This is a genomic window from Bacillus sp. FJAT-28004, assembly GCF_001280845.1.
In the GTDB taxonomy this organism is placed as follows: Bacteria; Bacillota; Bacilli; order Paenibacillales; family Paenibacillaceae; genus Pristimantibacillus.
This window is the reverse complement of sequence record NZ_LGHP01000001.1, coordinates 3836672-3854466: the sequence shown is the minus strand read 5'-3', so window position 1 is coordinate 3854466 and position 17795 is coordinate 3836672. Positions and strand designations below refer to the sequence as shown.

Sequence of the window (17795 nt, the reverse complement as noted above, 5' to 3'; positions counted from 1 at the left end):
AGCTATTCTGTTTTCACAGCATCATATTTATCCAACAGCTCATTCTCGACTTTGGTCACTGAGTCAGCACGTTCAAGTGCCAGCTGTTTGCGTACGGTATCACGCAGCCTGCTTCCCGTCATATTCGTTGTCATTTGGCGCTCAATGAGACGAATAACCGCGTAACCCCCATCAACCTTAATTGGACCAGCAATTTCAGCTACCCGCAATCGACTAGCCGTCTCCATCATTTCACGGTTATAGAAAGGATCATCCTTTTCAATCAAGCCGAGGTCTCCGCCTGTATCTGCTGTAAAGGAATCAATGGAATATGCGTGCGCCATCTCAGCAAAATCCTCACCATCCGATAAAAGCCCCATCACTGAGTTTGCTTCCTTCATCGTCTCCGTTATGATCCATTGCAGGTGCAGCTGCATTTTCTCATTAAATTCCTCAGGGTGATCGGTAATGTAGCGATCTACCTCTTCATCTGAAACAGGGATGCTGCGTACGACGATTTTCTCCAGCAGCAAGCGGTAACGCAAGTCTTCCAGCACCTGCTCTTTGCTCATACCTAACTGCTCCTGCATGACTTCATAAAAATGTTCTTCACTATCGTAGCCTTCAATCATTTTATCAAGCTCACGACTTTGCTCCTCAGCAGGCACGCTTAGCTCAGAAGCTGCCGCTTCTAAATCGATCGCTTTGTGCACCATTAATGTTCGCAGAACGGCATCTCCATATTGCGAATGAAGTTCGCCTTCCAAATCTGCGAGCGTAATAATTTCCTTGCCCACCTTAGCGATAATACGACTTCCACCCGATTGTTGCGAGGGATCAGTAATAGGCGTTTGACCTGGCTTGCTCGGCTCAGTCGTCTCTTCTCCACTGCCGACATTCGTTTGCGGACGTCCATCCAGCTGTCGATCATTCCCCGGCCACACTTTAATTATCACGACTACCGATAATACCACCATACATACGGCTTGAAGGATGACAACGGCCCTCAGCACCTCGTATTTCCTCATTACCCTAATGCCTCCGATTATTGGATCGGCTTTGGTTTCGCTTGTTCAAGCAGCAGCTCTAGCTGAGCCCGTTCAAATGTATACGCTTCGTTGCAAAATTGGCAAACGACTTCCGCTTTTCCATCTTCATCAATAATTTGTTGCAGCTCATGCTCACCTAAACTAAGAAGTGTTTGCCCTACACGTTCCGAGGAACAGAAGCATTGAAACTTCAAGTCCATCGTATCATGAATCTGAAGATCACTATCGCCAACAATTCGGCGCAGCAGCCCCTCAGGTGATTCTCCTTGATCAAGCAGGGTCGTTACAGGCGGCATCGATCCGACCGCTTGCTCCAGCTTTGTAATTTCATCATCTGTTAAACCAGGCATTAGCTGAACGATAAACCCGCCGGCATGCAGCACCGAGTTATCCGTATTAACCAACACCCCAAGACCAACCGCTGAAGGCGTCTGCTCCGAAACCGCGAAATAGTACGTGAAATCCTCGCCAAGCTCTCCCGATACGATCGGAATACTGCCACGGTAAGGCTCTTTCATTCCTAGATCCTTTGTAATATGAACATACCCACTGCGTCCAACTGCTCCAGCTACATCAAGCTTGCCATGTGCGTTGCTTGCCAAATGTACTTCTGGATGATCAACGTATCCGCGGACTTCTCCGTCTGCATTAGCGTCAACAACGATCTGACCGATTGGTCCGTCGCCCTTCACTTGAATCGTCAGTTTTTCCTGCCCTTTCAGCATAGCACCCATAATAGCACCTGCTGTTAATGTACGTCCTAACGCTGCCGTAGCCGTTGGATATGTACCATGCCTTTGGCGAAGCTCTTCAACAAGCTGAGTCGTGCGAGCCGCGAACACTCGAATTTTGCCATTCCATGCCGTTCCTCGCACCAGCACGTCCTTCAGCTGATTATCCATCATAATCCCTCCTGATTGCGTTCATATATAATTCTGAGGCCTTCAAGTGTCAGCAGCGGATCAACCTCTTCTATCGTTTCCGATTCAGCAGCGATTAACTCAGCTAAACCACCGGTCGCGATAACGCGCGGTGTGACGCCGAATTCTGTACGAATACGTTTTACAATACCGTCAACCTGCCCTGCGTATCCAAAAATAATACCAGCCTGCATCGACGTCACAGGATTGCGGCCAATGACGCTCTTCGGCTTCACGAGCTCAATACGCGGCAGCTTAGCGGCGCGCTGATAAAGCGCCTCAGTAGAAATTCCGATTCCCGGCACAATGGCTCCGCCCAAGTAGTTGCCGCCTTCATCAATATAGTCAAAGGTTGTCGCCGTTCCGAAATCAACAACAATAAGCGGTGAACCGTATTTTACGATGCCCGCTACCGAATTGACGATCCGGTCAGCTCCAACCTCACGCGGATTCTCATAACGGATGTTTAATCCCGTTTTGACGCCCGGTCCTACGACTAGAGGAATTTTACGCAAATATTTGAGACAAAGCTGCTCGAGTGTCCGCATCAAAGGGGGCACTACCGATGAAATAATGACGCCTTCCATCTGATCTAACTTCACGCCAGCATAATGAAACAGATTATGAATATTAATGCCATATTCATCAACTGTCGCAGAACGATTCGTGCTCAGCCGCCAATGGTGCAAAAGCTCTTTTCCTTTGTATATGCCAAGCACTATATTCGTATTTCCAACATCAATGACGAGGATCAAAGAGATTCCCCACCCTTCTTCTCATTCAAATCTAAGCTAATATCAAGCGCATGGAATGAATAAGTCAATCCACCTACGGAAATGACATCGACGCCACAAGCCGCGATACCCTTAACGGTTTCTAAAGATACACCGCCAGATGCTTCTACGATTACATGAGGAGAAGCCGCTTTGATTCGAGCCACAGAAGTCTTCATCATGTCAGTTGACATATTGTCCAGCATAATGATGTCTGCTCCGCAAGCAAGCGCTTCGTCCACTTGCTCTAATGATTCCGTCTCCACTTCAATTTTCATCGTATGTGGAATTTTACGACGTGCAGCTTCAACCGCAGCACGAATGCCGCCAGAACCTTTGATATGGTTATCCTTAATCATGACTGCATCGTATAAACCGAACCGATGATTAGCGCCGCCGCCTACCCGTACCGCATACTTCTCCAGCATTCGGTGACCTGGCGTCGTTTTGCGAGTATCGACAAGTCGAACCGGCAGTCCCTCCAGCGCATCGATGAAAGAGCGTGTCTTGGTCGCAATGCCAGACAGCCTTTGCATTAAGTTAAGCGCCAGCCGCTCACCAATTAACAAGCTATGCGTACTACCCTCTACGGTAGCAATGATAGTTCCCTTATTTACTTGCTCGCCATCCTGTACCTTTGAATCAAATACAAGCGACGAATCTACAACCTCAAATACAAGCTTCGCAATCGGAAGCCCTGCTATTATACCGCTTTCCTTTACATGTATAACAGCTTTGGAACGCGAGTCTCTAGGAATCGTCGTCTCTGTTGTAATATCTCCACTGCCTATATCCTCTGCAAGCCAGCTGCGAATTTGCTCGCGAACTGCTGTATCATAACCGCCTGCCGTCCATTCAAACATCCTCTATTCGCTCCTCCGTCAATCCATATAGACGGTGCAATACCGTATGCTTCTTCCACATCACATCATCACGTACCGGGAAATCTTCTCGATAATGCGCGCCTCGGCTTTCCTCACGCGAGAGTGCAGCTTCCGTGGTCAGCAACGCGCAGGTGAGCAGATTAGCAAATTCGTATTCCTCGCGTTCAGTCAGAACGGATTGATAGATCGGCAGCTGCCGTTTCAATTCCTCAAGACCTTTCACAAGACCCTTTGCATCGCGGCGCAAGCCTGCGTAACGCACCATAATTTTTTGCAGTTTAAGCCGTCTTTCTACGACAGCTTGGATGGATGTACTGCTTCGTTCTGCTTCATTATTAATATTAGGCTGAATTTCAAGGCTCGAAAGCTCGTCGATTCGCTTAACAATTCTTCTGCCAAAAACAATCGCCTCGGAAAGTGAATTGCTCGCCAGTCGATTAGCCCCATGCACACCCGTAGAGGAAACTTCGCCACAAGCGAACAAACGCTTTATATTCGTTTCCCCATTTAGATCGGTTTTCACTCCACCCATCATATAATGCATAGCTGGCGCTACCGGGATCCAATCCGAGGTTAAGTCCAGACCGTATTTCAAGCAATATTCATATATAGTAGGAAAACGATGCTTCACCATTTCCGCTGATTCATGTGTGATATCAATATAAACGAAAGTCGACTTCGTTTCTTCCATTTCGCTGACAATCGCTCTGGCTACAACGTCCCGAGGTGCGAGTTCCAGTTGTTCGTGATATCGGTCCATGAAGCGCTCTCCTTTAATATTACGAAGATACGCCCCTTCACCGCGCACGGCCTCTGAAATCAAAAACCTTGGTGCACCTGGATAACAAAGCGAGGTTGGATGGAATTGAATAAACTCCACATCCTGTATGTATGCGCCCGCTCGGTAAGCCATTGCAATACCGTCTCCTGTTGCAACCTCAGGATTTGTCGTATAACGATATAACTGACCAGCCCCGCCTGAGCTTAGAATAACGGCTTTGCCTTTTACGAACAAACGCTGTCCACTCGGCTTCTGTACAATTGCACCGCAGCATTCGCCGTCCTGAGTGACCAAATCAATAACAAAATGGTCATCCCAAACCTCGATCTTTGGATTGGCAACTGCCGTTTCGGATAGTGCTCGTACAATTTCGAAGCCCGTAGCATCTCCATTAGCATGCAAAATACGCCGCTGGCTATGCGCCCCTTCCTTCGTAAGCGCAAACTCACCATTCTCCAAATCGAATTGCGTACCCATCTTGATTAAGCTGCGAACACCTTTGGGCCCCTCATGAACGAGTACATCTACCGCTTCATTAGAACATAATCCAGCGCCCGCTACGAGGGTGTCTTGTCCATGGTAAGCGGGTGAATCCTCATCCGAAATAACCGCAGCGATACCACCCTGCGCATAACGCGTATTGCTGTCGAGCAGCGATTTTTTCGTAATCATAAGGACGGAATTGTTTTCGCTTGCTCGTATAGCGGTAAAAAGACCGGCAATGCCGGCCCCGATTACAATCACGTCTTTTTCAATAACAGGCAGCTCACTTAACTGCACATCGACTAAATATCTAGGAATCATCATGGCTCCTCCAAGCGTAGAAGCAGCGCATACTACTTCACGAGTAGCATGCGCTCCAAGGATAAACGGGCTTGATCTGCAACATGTGGCGGTACATAGATTTGAGGCTGCATTGTTTCCAAGCATTTCACTAGCTTCTTCAAATTATTGACCTTCATGTTAGGGCATACCAAATATTTAGATGCAAAATGAAAAGTTTTACCTGGGCTGTCTAAACGAAGCTGATATCCTGTACCATCTTCTGTACCCACGATAAATTCTTGGCAATCTGATTCTTTACAGTATTTAATGATAGCGGTTGTACTGCCTACAAAGTCGCCAAGCTCAACAACTTCAGGACGACATTCCGGATGCACAACAAATTGCGCATTTGGATATTTCGCTTTCATTTCTTCTACGTCTTTAACCGTCAGCATGTCGTGCGTATTGCAGTAACCTTCCCAGATAATCATTTTCTTATCTGTGTTCTGCTGCACATAGTGTCCTAGGTTTTTGTCCGGTACCCAGATGATCTCGTCGCCTTCTACCGAATTTACCACTTTAACTGCGTTTGCCGATGTACAGCAAATATCAGTCTCAGCTTTGATTTCAGCAGACGAGTTAATGTAAGTAACGACCTTTGCATTCGGGTGCTGCGCTTTCAGCTTACGTAAGCCATCAACACTTACCATGTCGGCCATCGGACAGCCTGCACGCTCGTCGGGAATGATAACGGTCTTATTTGGTGCCAAAATTTTTGCGCTCTCACCCATAAAGTGAACACCGCAAAAAACAATAACTTCAGCATCCGTTTGTGCAGCCTTCTGCGCAAGCAGGAAGGAATCTCCACGGAAATCGGCTACCTCTTGAATTTCATCACGTTGATAATAATGAGCTAAAATGATAGCATTCCGTTCTTTCTTCAACTGTAACAACCGTTCACGCAACTCTCGGTTTTGCTCCGCCTTGCGTTCCAGTGCCAGTGCTTCCACAGTAGATCCTCTCCTCTTATGAGGGATGGGCTATAACCCATTCCGTTATACGGCAAGCTGAACTTTGTGAATTGATGCACAAACTTAGAAAGTCGCTTACCCTTAGTTTAAACCAAAAGGGATAATTTCATTTGATTAAGTTTTAATTTACACGCGGTAGATGCTACTGTCAATGCGTTAAAGGCCTTTTTATGGCAGCAATTTAAAATAATTTATTTTGACAGCTTTATCTCACTAACATTCCTCGAAAATGGACCTTTTTTCACAAAATACGCGGTCACTATCGACTCCGATATTTGGTATTAAATAAAAAAAGCCTCTCTCCATGATGGAGAGAGACAATGATTAACTATCTTTTTGCTGGATCGTAAGGCTGACCAAGTGCTGCTGGTGCATTTGAACGACCGACAGCTCCTGCCAACACGATCAATGTTAGAACATACGGCAGCATGTAGAAAAACTCAACTGGGATATGCTGTGAGAATTCAAAGCGCTGTGCAAAACTTCTCAGCGCTTGAGCTAGACCGAAGAACATTGCTGCTCCTACGACACCAAGCGGATTCCATTTGCCGAAAATAAGTGCAGCGAGTGCAATAAATCCTTGCCCCGAAATCGTATTATGCGCAAAGCTGCTCGTCGTCGTCAACGTAATAGTCGCACCGCCAAGACCAGCAAGCGCTCCGCTGAGCAATACACCAATATAACGATATTTCGTTACGCTAATCCCTACGGTATCAGCTGAACTCGGATGCTCACCCACCGCGCGGAGACGTAAGCCAAACGGCGTGTGGAACAAGACGAAATAACTGACTACTGCGATGACTAGAACAATATACGTCGTCGGATAAGCAGTGAAAATAGCTTTTCCGATCAACGGAATATCTGATAAAAATGGTATTTTCACTTTGTGGAACACATTTGCCAAAAGCGGCGTTTGACCTGATCCATCATAAAGGCTTTTGGTTAAATAAAGCGACAAGCCGAGCGATAGAATATTAATAACGACACCAACGACGGTTTGATCCGCGCGGAATGTTATCGTTGAAATAGCGTGCAATAAAGCGAATAACGTACCATAAATGGCTGCAGCTATAAACCCAATCCACGGTGAAGCACTACCAAGGCCTGCTTGTATCGCATACTCTGTAGCAACTGCCGCAGCGAATGCTCCTGAAACCATCAAACCCTCAAGCCCGATGTTAACAACTCCTGAACGCTCAGAGTACATACCGCCGAGCGCTGTAAAAATGAGCGCGGTGGAGAACACGAGCGTTGTATTCATAAGTTGTCCAATGATATCTAGCACGTTCATCCTACACCGCCTCCTTCCGCTTGCTTGCACGTTTATTTAGAAAAGGCTTCAAGAACCACTTCACCAATCCATGCGAAGCAACGAAGAAAATAACGGCGCCGATTACGATACGTACGACCTCAGGAGGAACACCTGCACCAAAGCTCATACCTGCAGAACCGTAACTAAGTCCACCGAATAGAGCTGCGCCAAGGAACACACCAATCGGTGTGTTGCCGCCAAGCAGCGCTACCGCAATTCCATCGAATCCGTATCCAGGAGAAGCGGCCATAACCGTCTGATTGCCGAAAACGCCTAAAATTTCAAATACGCCGCCCAGACCAGCGAATACACCGCTTATAAACATCGACTTAACCATCGTTACGTTAACGTTCATTCCAGCATATAGCGCTGCATCTGGATTATACCCGACAGCACGCAGCTCATAGCCTTGTTTCGTACGCCATAGTATGAAATAAAACACAACGATGCAAATGAGCGCAACAATCGTTCCCCAGTGCATACGAGCGTTGTCTGTCAATTTGATAAGCCAGTCTATTTTCACCATAGCAGATTCATGAATCGGCATCGATTTCTGCTGGCCTTTCTCAACAAGAAACTTTGCAACGATAAAATTCGAGAGAAATAATGCGATCCAGTTCAGCATAATGGATGAAATAACTTCATTTACTCCGCGCTTCGCTTTTAAGTAACCTGCAATACCTGCCCATAAGCCACCGAATACTGCACCCGTAACCACAGCTAGAGGCGCATGTATATACCAAGGCAAATCAAGCAGCACGCCTACGATCGTCGCGCCAGTCATCCCCATTACAAATTGTCCCTCTACACCGATATTGAAAAGACCGGTACGGAAAGCGAAGGAAACGGCTAAACCTGTGAAAATCAAAGGTGTAATCGCTCGAACCGCTTCTCCCATATTGTAAGGAGTGCTGAACAGCTTATCGATTAAAGAAGAGTACGCTAGAATGGGGTCGTACCCTCCAGCAAGCATGGCAATGGCGCCAACCACAAAACCAAGAATGATCGATACAATAGGAACAAGGATAGACGATTTATTAAATACTTTCTTCAATGTTTCCATATACGCTATCCTCTCCCCTCTGATGCAGGTACGGCTAATTTGTTACCAGCCATCATAAGTCCAAGCTGCTGATCATCTCTTTGCTCAGCATCAACCTCACCCATTAGCTTGCCTTCATACATGACAGCGATCCGATCGGACAATGCGTATAGTTCATCAAGCTCAAATGAAACGAGTAAAATCGCTTTCCCTTCGTTTCGAGCTTGTACTAAACGCTTATGCACAAATTCTATCGCGCCGATGTCGAGGCCGCGAGTTGGCTGCACCGCAATTAGCAAATCCGGGTCCTTATGCAGTTCCCTAGCAATAATAGCCTTCTGCTGGTTGCCTCCAGACAGCTGGCGTGCATGCGTATGAATACCGGATGAGCGAACATCAAACTCATTAACGAGCTTATCAGCCAGCTTGTCCATACTGTTGTAATCAATAAACAAAGAACGGCCAAATTCGGGCTTAAAGTACGTATTCAAAATCATATTTTCGCTAACGGAGAACTCAAGCACTAGCCCGTGCTTATGCCGATCCTCTGGTATATGTCCTACTCCCGCAACCGAAATTTCACGCGGCGAGTTATTAGTCATATTCTTTCCATTCAGCTTAATACTGCCGCCTTCGACCTTGCGCATCCCCGTAATGGCATAAATGAGCTCACTCTGCCCATTGCCATCAACACCGGCTATACCAAATATCTCTCCTGCACGAATATTGAAGCTAGTGCCATCCAGTACATTTTTACCTTGATCACCCTTCATCTGCAACCCATCCACAGATAAAATAATTTCACCAGGCTCGCGCTTCGTCTTCTTCACCTCGAAGGATACGTCCCTGCCGACCATTAACTCAGCAAGCTGCTGCTCATTTGTTTCATCCGTGGTAACTGTCTTGATTACCTTGCCGCGTCTAATAACGGTTACAGCATCAGCAAGAGCCATTACTTCTTTCAATTTATGCGTAATGATAATAATCGATTTTCCTTCAGCAGCCAGGTTTCGAATGATATCGATTAGCTCCTCTATTTCTTGCACCGTTAAAACAGCTGTCGGTTCATCGAAAATAACGATTTCAGCACCACGATACAACGTTTTCAGAATTTCAACACGCTGTTGCATGCCAACTGTAATATCTTTAATTCGCGCCTGAGGATCTACATTCAGACCGTAACGTTCAGATATCATCCGAACCTTCTCATTAGCGAGCTTGTAGTCGATTTTCATTCCTTTGACAGGCTCATTGCCAAGCACAATATTTTCAGCAACGGTAAAAGGCTGTACGAGTTTAAAATGTTGATGTACCATGCCGATGCCAAGGTCAATCGCTTTAGAGGCACCTTCAATGACTGTTTTCTCGCCATTAACCCAAATTTCACCTTCGTCCGGTTGATACAATCCGAACAAAATGTTCATTAAAGTCGATTTACCTGCGCCATTCTCACCAAGAAGCGCATGAATCTGACCTTTCTTTAATTCAAAATTTATGGAATCGTTAGCTACCAACCCGGGAAACCGTTTTGTTATTCCCTTTAACTGTACAGCCGTCAAGCTCCGGTCCATTCCTCATCATCTCCCCGGTATTTACCGCTATAATAAGCATAAAAAATATTTACATTAAAAGCACTTTCTTATCCTAACAAAGAACAAAGACCGGCCGAAGCCGGTCTTGTCTGATTCATCAACAAACGATCCTCAATCAAAGGATACCATTGAATGGAGAAAACTATTCAGTAGGTACTTTAATATCGCCGCTAACGATTTTTGCTTTGTATTTCTCTACTTCAGCAAGAACGTCAGCTGGAACGTTTTTCTTAGATGTTTCTGGCAAGCCTACAGCGTTGTCTTTCAAACCTAGCTCTTGTACTGTTCCGCCAGCCCATGTTCCAGCGATTAGATCTTGGGATACTTTATGAACCGCAGTCTCAACGCCCTTCATCATGGACGTTAGTGTAATTTCATCACCAAACTCAAGTGATTGGTCTTTATCTACGCCGATAACCCAAACGTTTTCACCATTGTCTTTACGTGCTTTACCTTCATTGAACACACCATTACCCGTTGCGCCTGCAGCGTGGAAAATAATATCAGCGCCGCCATCGTACATTGTCGAAGCAGCCAATTTACCAAGGTCAGGTTTACCAAAGTCACCTGCATAGTTCACTTCAACCTTCACATCCGGTTTAACCGCAGCAACGCCTGCTTTAAAGCCTGCTTCGAATTTCTTGATAACCGGAAGCTCCATACCGCCTACGAATCCAACTTTATTTGTTTTTGTCATCAAACCTGCAACAACACCAACAAGGAAAGAGCCTTCGTTCTCAGCGAAAGTAATGGAAGCAACGTTTGGCGCTTCAATTACGCTGTCAATTACAGCTAGCTTAGCATCTGGATTTTCTTTTGCCACTTTGCTTAGTGCATCATTAAACAAGAAACCGATACCCCAAGTAAGGTCATATCCTTCTTTAACAAAGCTGTTCAGGTTCGGCTCCATGTCTGCTTCGCCTTTACTTTCCAAGAACTTCGTCTCCGCACCAGTCTCAGCAGCTACTTTCTGTAGAGCTTCCCATGCGCTTTGGTTAAATGATTTATCGTGGACGCCGCCAACGTCAGTAACCATACCAATTTTTTTGCCTTTTCCAGTACCATCACTCTCAACAGCAGCACCTTCATTTTTGTTCCCGTTCGCGCCGCCCTCGTTATTTTTCTTTGCTCCGCAAGCCGACAACACTAGTGTCAACGCGATCATCATCACAAGCATAAAGCTAAATGTTTTTTTCATGCGTGTTTTCTCCCCTACTTTAGTTTTTGTGTAGCACTGCAACCCCTGTTTACCTTCTTATTCTTGCTGATACTGGCCGCTATTATTTCATTATAGTTACAAAAAAATAAACGTCAATAACACATGTCAATATAATTGACATGAAAAACGTTACCGTCGTTGTTATGTAACATATATGTAATATCTGGCCAATAAAAGACAAGCCTTCATGTAAGTATTTCTATTTTTTAAATGAGGTTTATACACGTATTATAGGCTAAATCCGAACATTAATAAAGAAAAAAATAGTCGCCCGCTACTCTACAAGTAGCCAAGCGACTATCTTTAACAATTAAGCATAAAATACTATTCGTTCTTATCTGGATCTTCTGTTTGATCCCGTTTCTCAAGGTTTGGAGCTTTCGCTTCGTCTTGATCACGAGTTTGGATACGCACTTTCACGTCTCCAACAGTCTCAACAATAGGCTCGGTAGTCGGCTCATTCGTTTCAGCTGTATCCGTAGAAGGACCGCCTTCCAAAGTGCCAGTCTCAACCAAACGTTTGATTTGATCCATTTCAAGCGTCTCTTCGCTAAGAAGCGTTTGAGCAATCAAATGCATTTCCTTGCTCTTCTCTGTCAGTAGCTTCTTCGCACGATCGTAACAGCCCGTAATAATGGATTGCATTTCTTGATCTATCTCGTATGCAATAGCATCGGAATAGTTCTGTTCATGACCAATATCACGTCCAAGGAATACTTGGCCTTGTGAGCTGCCGAACTGCATCGGTCCAAGCTTGTCACTCATACCGTATTCCATAATCATGCTGCGAACGATACCCGTCGCTTGTTTAAAGTCACTGTAAGCACCTGTTCCGATTTCGCCGATAAACAGCTCTTCCGCTACACGGCCTGCAAGCAATCCAGTGATTTTGTCAAGAAGCTCCTGCTTCGTTACAAGCATACGATCTTCTTTCGGCAGCATGATGACGTATCCGCCAGCACGGCCGCGAGGAATAATCGTAACCTTGTGTACCATATCCGCATGCTCCAAGAAGAAGCCTGCAATGGTGTGTCCCGCCTCATGGTAAGCAACAATACGTTTCTCACGATCACTGACAACACGGCTTTTCTTCTCCGTACCGACAATAATCCGATCAATCGCATCATCAACCTCAACCATAGCGATATCTTTCTTATTGCGACGAGCAGCTAGGAGTGCTGCTTCATTAAGTAAGTTCTCTAGATCAGCACCACTGAAACCTGTCGTACGTCTTGCGATGACTTCAAGCTTAACATCCTTCGCAAGCGGCTTATTGCGTGCATGAACTTTAAGCACCGCTTCACGGCCTTTCAAGTCAGGACGATCAACCGTAATTTGACGGTCAAAACGACCCGGACGAAGAAGGGCTGGATCAAGAATATCTGGACGGTTAGTTGCTGCAATAATAATAATGCCTTCGTTAGCACCAAAGCCGTCCATTTCAACGAGCAATTGGTTGAGCGTTTGCTCACGTTCATCATGTCCGCCGCCAAGACCGGCTCCACGTTGACGACCTACCGCATCAATTTCATCGATAAAAATGATACAAGGAGCATTTTTCTTCGCGTTCTCGAACAAGTCACGCACACGAGATGCGCCGACACCTACGAACATCTCAACAAAATCTGAACCAGAAATGCTGAAGAACGGCACGCCTGCTTCCCCTGCTACTGCACGTGCAAGCAAGGTTTTACCTGTACCTGGAGGACCAACAAGCAATACGCCCTTTGGTATACGAGCGCCTACCAAGTTGAATTTCCGCGGGTCCTTCAAGAAGTCTACGACCTCGACGAGCTCTTGCTTCTCCTCGTCAGCGCCAGCGACATCCTCAAATGTTATCCGCTTCTTCTCATTATCATAAAGCCGCGCTTTGCTCTTGCCAAAGTTCATGACTTTGCCGCCGCCGCCTTGAGCTTGGTTCATCAAGAAGAAGAACAGGACAAAGATGATGACAAACGGAATAATGGAGGTAAGGAACGTAAGCCAAATGCTTGGCTGATCCATTTCCTTCGTCTCATAAGCGAATCCATACTGCTTCGACCATTCAGCGATCTTAGGCTCAGCGCTAACGCCAGTCCTTGATACGAATTGATCGTTTTCTGCATCCGCAGGTTTCACTTTATATTTTCCGGAAACAAAATAAGATTGGTTCTCGTACTTAACACTTAACTCTTTAACATTCCCTGATTCAATTGCCTTAACGAGTTCATCGTAACGCAATCCAACGGTTGTGTTATTTTGGCTGCTGATAAATTGAAAAATCCCAACGGTCACCAAAAAGATAATTAAATAAAAACCAGTATTACGGATGATCCGATTCATCCCCAACCTCCTCTCAGACGCTTAAAATATTTTACCATATCATGACTTTCCATAACAATAGAGGTGTACGGAGAAGGGCATGTACGGGTGAATCGCAATTATTTTTGATAAACTTGCGGCTTCAAAATACCAATATAAGGCAGGTTACGATATTGTTCTGCATAATCCAGTCCATAACCGACAACAAACTCATCCGGCAGCGTGAAGCCCTTGTAATCAGCTTCTAAATCAACTGTGCGGCGACCAGGTTTGTCGAACAAGGTTACTACCGTAACAGACTTCGCATTGCGACGCTCTAGAACATCAATCAAATAACTAAGTGTCAGTCCGCTGTCGATAATATCTTCAACAATGAGGACATCGCGGCCTTCGACTGTAACATCGAGGTCTTTAATAATTTTGACAACACCAGATGATTTAGTGGATTGCCCATAGCTGGACACGGCCATAAAATCAATTTCAAGCGGCACCGTAATTTCCTTAACCAAATCAGCCATGAAAATAAACGCGCCTTTCAAAACGCAAATAACGAGCGGATTACGCCCATTAAAATCTTTACTCAGTGTTGCACCTAGTTCCTTAACCTTCTCACCAATTTGCTGCGCGTCGTACAATACTTCTTGAATATCGTTCTGCAAGTGTAAATCCCCCTACGCTTTAACTATATTTATGAGTGTACCAGTGCTTCTTATTCGTTGCCTGCTCTTATGAATAACACGTCTTTTGTATGTGTATCCGTAAGCGCATGACTTGATCTGCGAATGCCCGGAATCCAGAGTAATTTCCCAGCTCCATCAAACAACAATGGATATAGCTCTCTCTTCAGCGGTGCAACTTTCTCGTCAACGAACATATCTTGCACTTTTTTCGAACCATTTAATCCTAAAACCTGAATTCTGTCTCCCGGCTGCCGATTTCGAACAACGAGCGGATACGTTAGTTCCGACGCATCAAAGCAGGCTTCGTAACGCGATGCAGGCTTGCAACTTTCTATCGCTGAAGTATAAGCAAATTCAAATGTCCACCCGCATTGCTCGATCGCCAAGCTAGATTTATCCCTTCCCACCTCGCACAAATAGGCACTCGCTTCTTTGGATACATGCTGCGGAACTTGAATCCATCGCATTCTATCATATTCACGAGCGCAGCAAATGCCGGCACCGGCATCGATTCGCCAAGTTGCAGGCGCATGTGCGGAAGCAGCAAGCCTCATCGTCTCAATCTGCTCAAAAGATATCTTTTCCGTTTCCTTAGAAAGATAACTTAATATTAGTTTAATCAATCTCCTTTGTAAAGCGACGTGGAGACCATGCAAATCGTCGCAGCTTATCGCGCATTCATTGGGGGATAACGTAACGAGCTGCGCAAATAACGCTTCGGTTTGTTTCTCCATCCATTCGTCTTCCGCTCCCGCTACTTCAGCAAGCCGCTGAAGGGATTGGGATATGTGCGGATTATGCTTTGATAAATACGGTAAAATATCTAACCGAATGATATTTCGGAAATAATGGCGTTCCTTGTTACTGCTGTCCGTGCAGTAAGGAATTTGATGCTGTTCGCAGTAACGCAGAAGGTCTGACTTGTTCATACGAAGCAGCGGACGAATAAGTTCCACGTTTTTTTCTCGTCTTTTGCTAAGAATCCCCGCTAGTCCAGTTAAACCTGTTCCTCTTATTACGCGCATAAGAACCGTTTCCGCTTGATCATCTGCGTGATGGGCGAGGGCAATACGCGAGGCTCCATAACGTGATGCGATTTCATGTAAAAAAGCGTATCGCCTCTCGCGTGAAGCAGCCTGTCCATTCATTCGCGTTTCTTCTATATAAGACGGCATATCGAAAGTGACCGTCTCACAAATAACCCCTAACTGCTCCGCAAATTCCTTAACGACAACCAGCTCATGTGCCGACTCTTCTACTCGAAAGCCGTGATTCACATGAGCTGCAGTAATGGAGATTTCATTGCTCTTTGCTACAACTGATAACATATGCAGCAGTGCCATCGAATCCGGACCGCCGGACACCGCTACAACAATACGATCTCCCTTCGACCATAGCCTGCGGTCTACAGCTGTTTTCTCAAGCTCGTTTCGCAGATTCATAGGTTGTACCTCACCTTCATTTCCCGTTGCGTGTTGCCGCTACAGCACATTGCGTATGAGCCAGTAGACCGACGTTCCAAGCAAGACTGCTGAAAGGGCAGCAAGCCCCTTTAACCATCCTGGTGTCGCAGAAGGTCTATGGGTGTCGCGTCTATGCATCAATAAACGCCATGCTGCTGAAGCCTCCCCCGCATCCGAATATTGTCCTGCAAAAGCTTTACGCAGCCAACCGGCAATCGGCTTTAATACTGAACTGGATTCAGCAATCAAGATAAGCTCCTCGGCTGAACGATTTTGCGGCAACAGCTCCACCGTCAACTGATGAAGACGCTTTGGTTCATGCAGCTGTATGCAAAGTACACCAAAAGAAAATAAATCGTATCGCGGGTCAGCAGATCGCGAGCCTTCATTCCAGTAGCCCCGATCATAAATCTCAGTAAATTGGCGAACGGCTTTACCTGCCGTTGTAACCCCTCCGAAATCGACCAGCTCAACATGACCGTAGTCGGCAACAAGCACATTTTCTACCTTCAGGTCGCCAAATACCCACCCTGCTTGATGCAGCTTTGCCAGCTTGCCTAGCAGATTCAAGCCAACTAACGGAAACCACTCCGTGCCTTGCTGCTTTAAGTAATCATCCAGCTTGGAACCAAGCACATAGCGCATAATATAAAAAGGATATTCCTTTCCATCCGGACCGTACAAATCATCCACGTCGAATAAAAAGGATTCCTGCCCGTATTGCTTCTGCTTGGCGATCGACTGCAGCACATTGATCTCCGATTGGAGATCGAGTGCATCTAAACCGAGCTTCATCGCATACCAGCTGCGATCACGCTGTACGAGATATACTTTACCGTTTGCGCCTTCTCCAAGCAACCTCTCTACCCGGTACCGCCCTTGTTTCCACTTGCCAACCACCACCATGCCACGGCGGAGATCAACCTTAAACGACGTAGTCACTCATCATCCCATCCGTTTCGTCTCTGCTCTGTCTACCATAATCGCCTTGACGATAAAAATCAATAACATGCATTATCGCAGGGCCTGTTGGCGTTGTTCCGCCCATTTGCAGTCTCGGGAAGATGGCATGAACGCCATTCAAGTGACTCGTCCAGCCCAAATCCATTAAACAATCGTCCCCATGTCTCGATCCAGGGAAATGAAATACGGAAATTTCGCTTTTCCCCTGTCTAGCTTGCAGGCTGAGCATTAAATCGCGTATCGCCTCTTCCACGGCAGCCAGCTTTGGCTTCATGCTGGCGCTGGCATCGATAAGGAGCGCTACTTGCAAATTCGATGTCTCCCCAAGCTCATCGATTACACGCACAACGTCACCGCGCTTCTCCGGCGACAGCGCTTCGATTGAGCCATTGCCAAGCACCTGCTTCAGTTCCTTCTGAACCGCTAATTGGATCGTCTGCACAACCGTCTTGCGTGTCATCATCTGAACAGTCTGCGAAAGCTGACGCATGTTCACCATTCTGCTTAGCCCGCCGCCTGCACGCGCAATCTCATCAATCTCAGCTGCACCCAGCTCTCCTACATCACCATGATCGAGTACGCCTACTACATTTACTGAAATTCCATCTGATTGCGCATGTGCCGCCGCTATCACTGGACTTAGTCCCACATTAGAGCATCCATCTGTAATCAACAAAATTTGCTTCATAATGATTTACCCTCCTCAAGCGTTTGAGAATCAAACGCAGCATCGTAAGCATAGGCTTAGCGTTTGAGAATCAAACGCAGCTTCGTAAGCATAGGCTTAGCGTTTGAGAATCAAACGCAGCTTCGTAAGCATAGGCTTCGCCTTTTTGCCTTTCTATTAGCTTTGCCTTTTTTGAGAGGGATAAACAGCTAGACTAGTGAAAAATTGATATTTGCGAGCAAGATAAACCAATATTACTTGTATTTATACGACTCACCCGTTTTTCTCACTAAAAAATAAGCATGTTAAGCAGACCAATATGTATAACGATTTCTTTTAAGTTATTACTATGCACTGACGTTGGACATAACTAA

The 17795-nt window shown here is 45.9% G+C and carries 15 protein-coding genes; all 15 read right to left on the bottom strand.

The annotated features are described in order from the left end of the window. Positions 1-2: 2 nt before the first annotated feature. The 15 genes from AC787_RS16835 to AC787_RS16765 all read right to left on the bottom strand — a co-directional run bounded on the left by AC787_RS16835 (position 3) and on the right by AC787_RS16765 (position 17442). A complete protein-coding gene (locus tag AC787_RS16835) occupies positions 3-1007 on the bottom strand; it encodes a peptidylprolyl isomerase (protein WP_054025837.1) in 1005 nt (334 codons plus the stop codon). 17 nt (positions 1008-1024) lie between these two features. Continuing rightward, on the bottom strand, positions 1025-1930 hold the full coding sequence (gene hslO, locus AC787_RS16830) for an Hsp33 family molecular chaperone HslO (RefSeq protein WP_054025836.1): 906 nt from the start codon (positions 1928-1930) through the stop codon (positions 1025-1027). Continuing rightward, the gene (locus AC787_RS16825) at positions 1930-2703 is read right to left on the bottom strand and encodes a type III pantothenate kinase (protein WP_054025835.1); all 774 of its coding nucleotides are present in this window, start codon (positions 2701-2703) and stop codon (positions 1930-1932) included. The genes hslO and AC787_RS16825 overlap by 1 nt, the downstream gene beginning before the upstream one ends. Then, on the bottom strand, positions 2700-3584 hold the full coding sequence (gene nadC / locus AC787_RS16820) for a carboxylating nicotinate-nucleotide diphosphorylase (protein WP_054025834.1): 885 nt from the start codon (positions 3582-3584) through the stop codon (positions 2700-2702). Before nadC ends, AC787_RS16825 begins: the two co-directional genes overlap by 4 nt. Further along, positions 3577-5190: an L-aspartate oxidase gene (nadB, locus tag AC787_RS16815; RefSeq protein ID WP_054025833.1), complete on the bottom strand. Its 1614-nt coding sequence runs from the start codon at positions 5188-5190 to the stop codon at positions 3577-3579. Before nadB ends, nadC begins: the two co-directional genes overlap by 8 nt. A gap of 32 nt (positions 5191-5222) precedes the next feature. Beyond that, the gene (gene nadA / locus AC787_RS16810) at positions 5223-6161 is read right to left on the bottom strand and encodes a quinolinate synthase NadA (protein ID WP_054025832.1); all 939 of its coding nucleotides are present in this window, start codon (positions 6159-6161) and stop codon (positions 5223-5225) included. 349 nt (positions 6162-6510) lie between these two features. Then, positions 6511-7473 (bottom strand): ABC transporter permease, encoded by a 963-nt coding sequence (locus tag AC787_RS16805; protein WP_054025831.1) that lies wholly within the window; start codon positions 7471-7473, stop codon positions 6511-6513. A 1-nt stretch (position 7474) separates the two neighbouring features. Continuing rightward, positions 7475-8557 carry an ABC transporter permease gene (locus AC787_RS16800; RefSeq protein WP_054025830.1) on the bottom strand — a complete coding sequence of 361 codons (1083 nt, stop codon included), beginning with the start codon at positions 8555-8557 and terminating at the stop codon, positions 7475-7477. A gap of 5 nt (positions 8558-8562) precedes the next feature. Continuing rightward, on the bottom strand, positions 8563-10107 hold the full coding sequence (locus AC787_RS16795) for an ABC transporter ATP-binding protein (RefSeq protein WP_054025829.1): 1545 nt from the start codon (positions 10105-10107) through the stop codon (positions 8563-8565). A gap of 163 nt (positions 10108-10270) precedes the next feature. Further along, a complete protein-coding gene (locus tag AC787_RS16790) occupies positions 10271-11326 on the bottom strand; it encodes a BMP family lipoprotein (protein ID WP_054025828.1) in 1056 nt (351 codons plus the stop codon). 345 nt (positions 11327-11671) lie between these two features. Next, positions 11672-13669 (bottom strand): ATP-dependent zinc metalloprotease FtsH, encoded by a 1998-nt coding sequence (gene ftsH, locus AC787_RS16785; protein WP_054025827.1) that lies wholly within the window; start codon positions 13667-13669, stop codon positions 11672-11674. A gap of 98 nt (positions 13670-13767) precedes the next feature. Then, positions 13768-14307, bottom strand: a complete 540-nt coding sequence (gene hpt, locus AC787_RS16780; protein ID WP_054025826.1) for a hypoxanthine phosphoribosyltransferase — start codon at positions 14305-14307, stop codon at positions 13768-13770. Between the two features lie 50 nt (positions 14308-14357). Beyond that, positions 14358-15770 carry a tRNA lysidine(34) synthetase TilS gene (gene tilS / locus AC787_RS16775; protein ID WP_054025825.1) on the bottom strand — a complete coding sequence of 471 codons (1413 nt, stop codon included), beginning with the start codon at positions 15768-15770 and terminating at the stop codon, positions 14358-14360. A 39-nt stretch (positions 15771-15809) separates the two neighbouring features. Continuing rightward, a complete protein-coding gene (locus AC787_RS16770; RefSeq protein ID WP_054025824.1) occupies positions 15810-16733 on the bottom strand; it encodes a serine/threonine protein kinase in 924 nt (307 codons plus the stop codon). After that, positions 16717-17442 carry a vWA domain-containing protein gene (locus AC787_RS16765; RefSeq protein WP_054025823.1) on the bottom strand — a complete coding sequence of 242 codons (726 nt, stop codon included), beginning with the start codon at positions 17440-17442 and terminating at the stop codon, positions 16717-16719. Before AC787_RS16765 ends, AC787_RS16770 begins: the two co-directional genes overlap by 17 nt. Positions 17443-17795 lie beyond the last annotated feature (353 nt).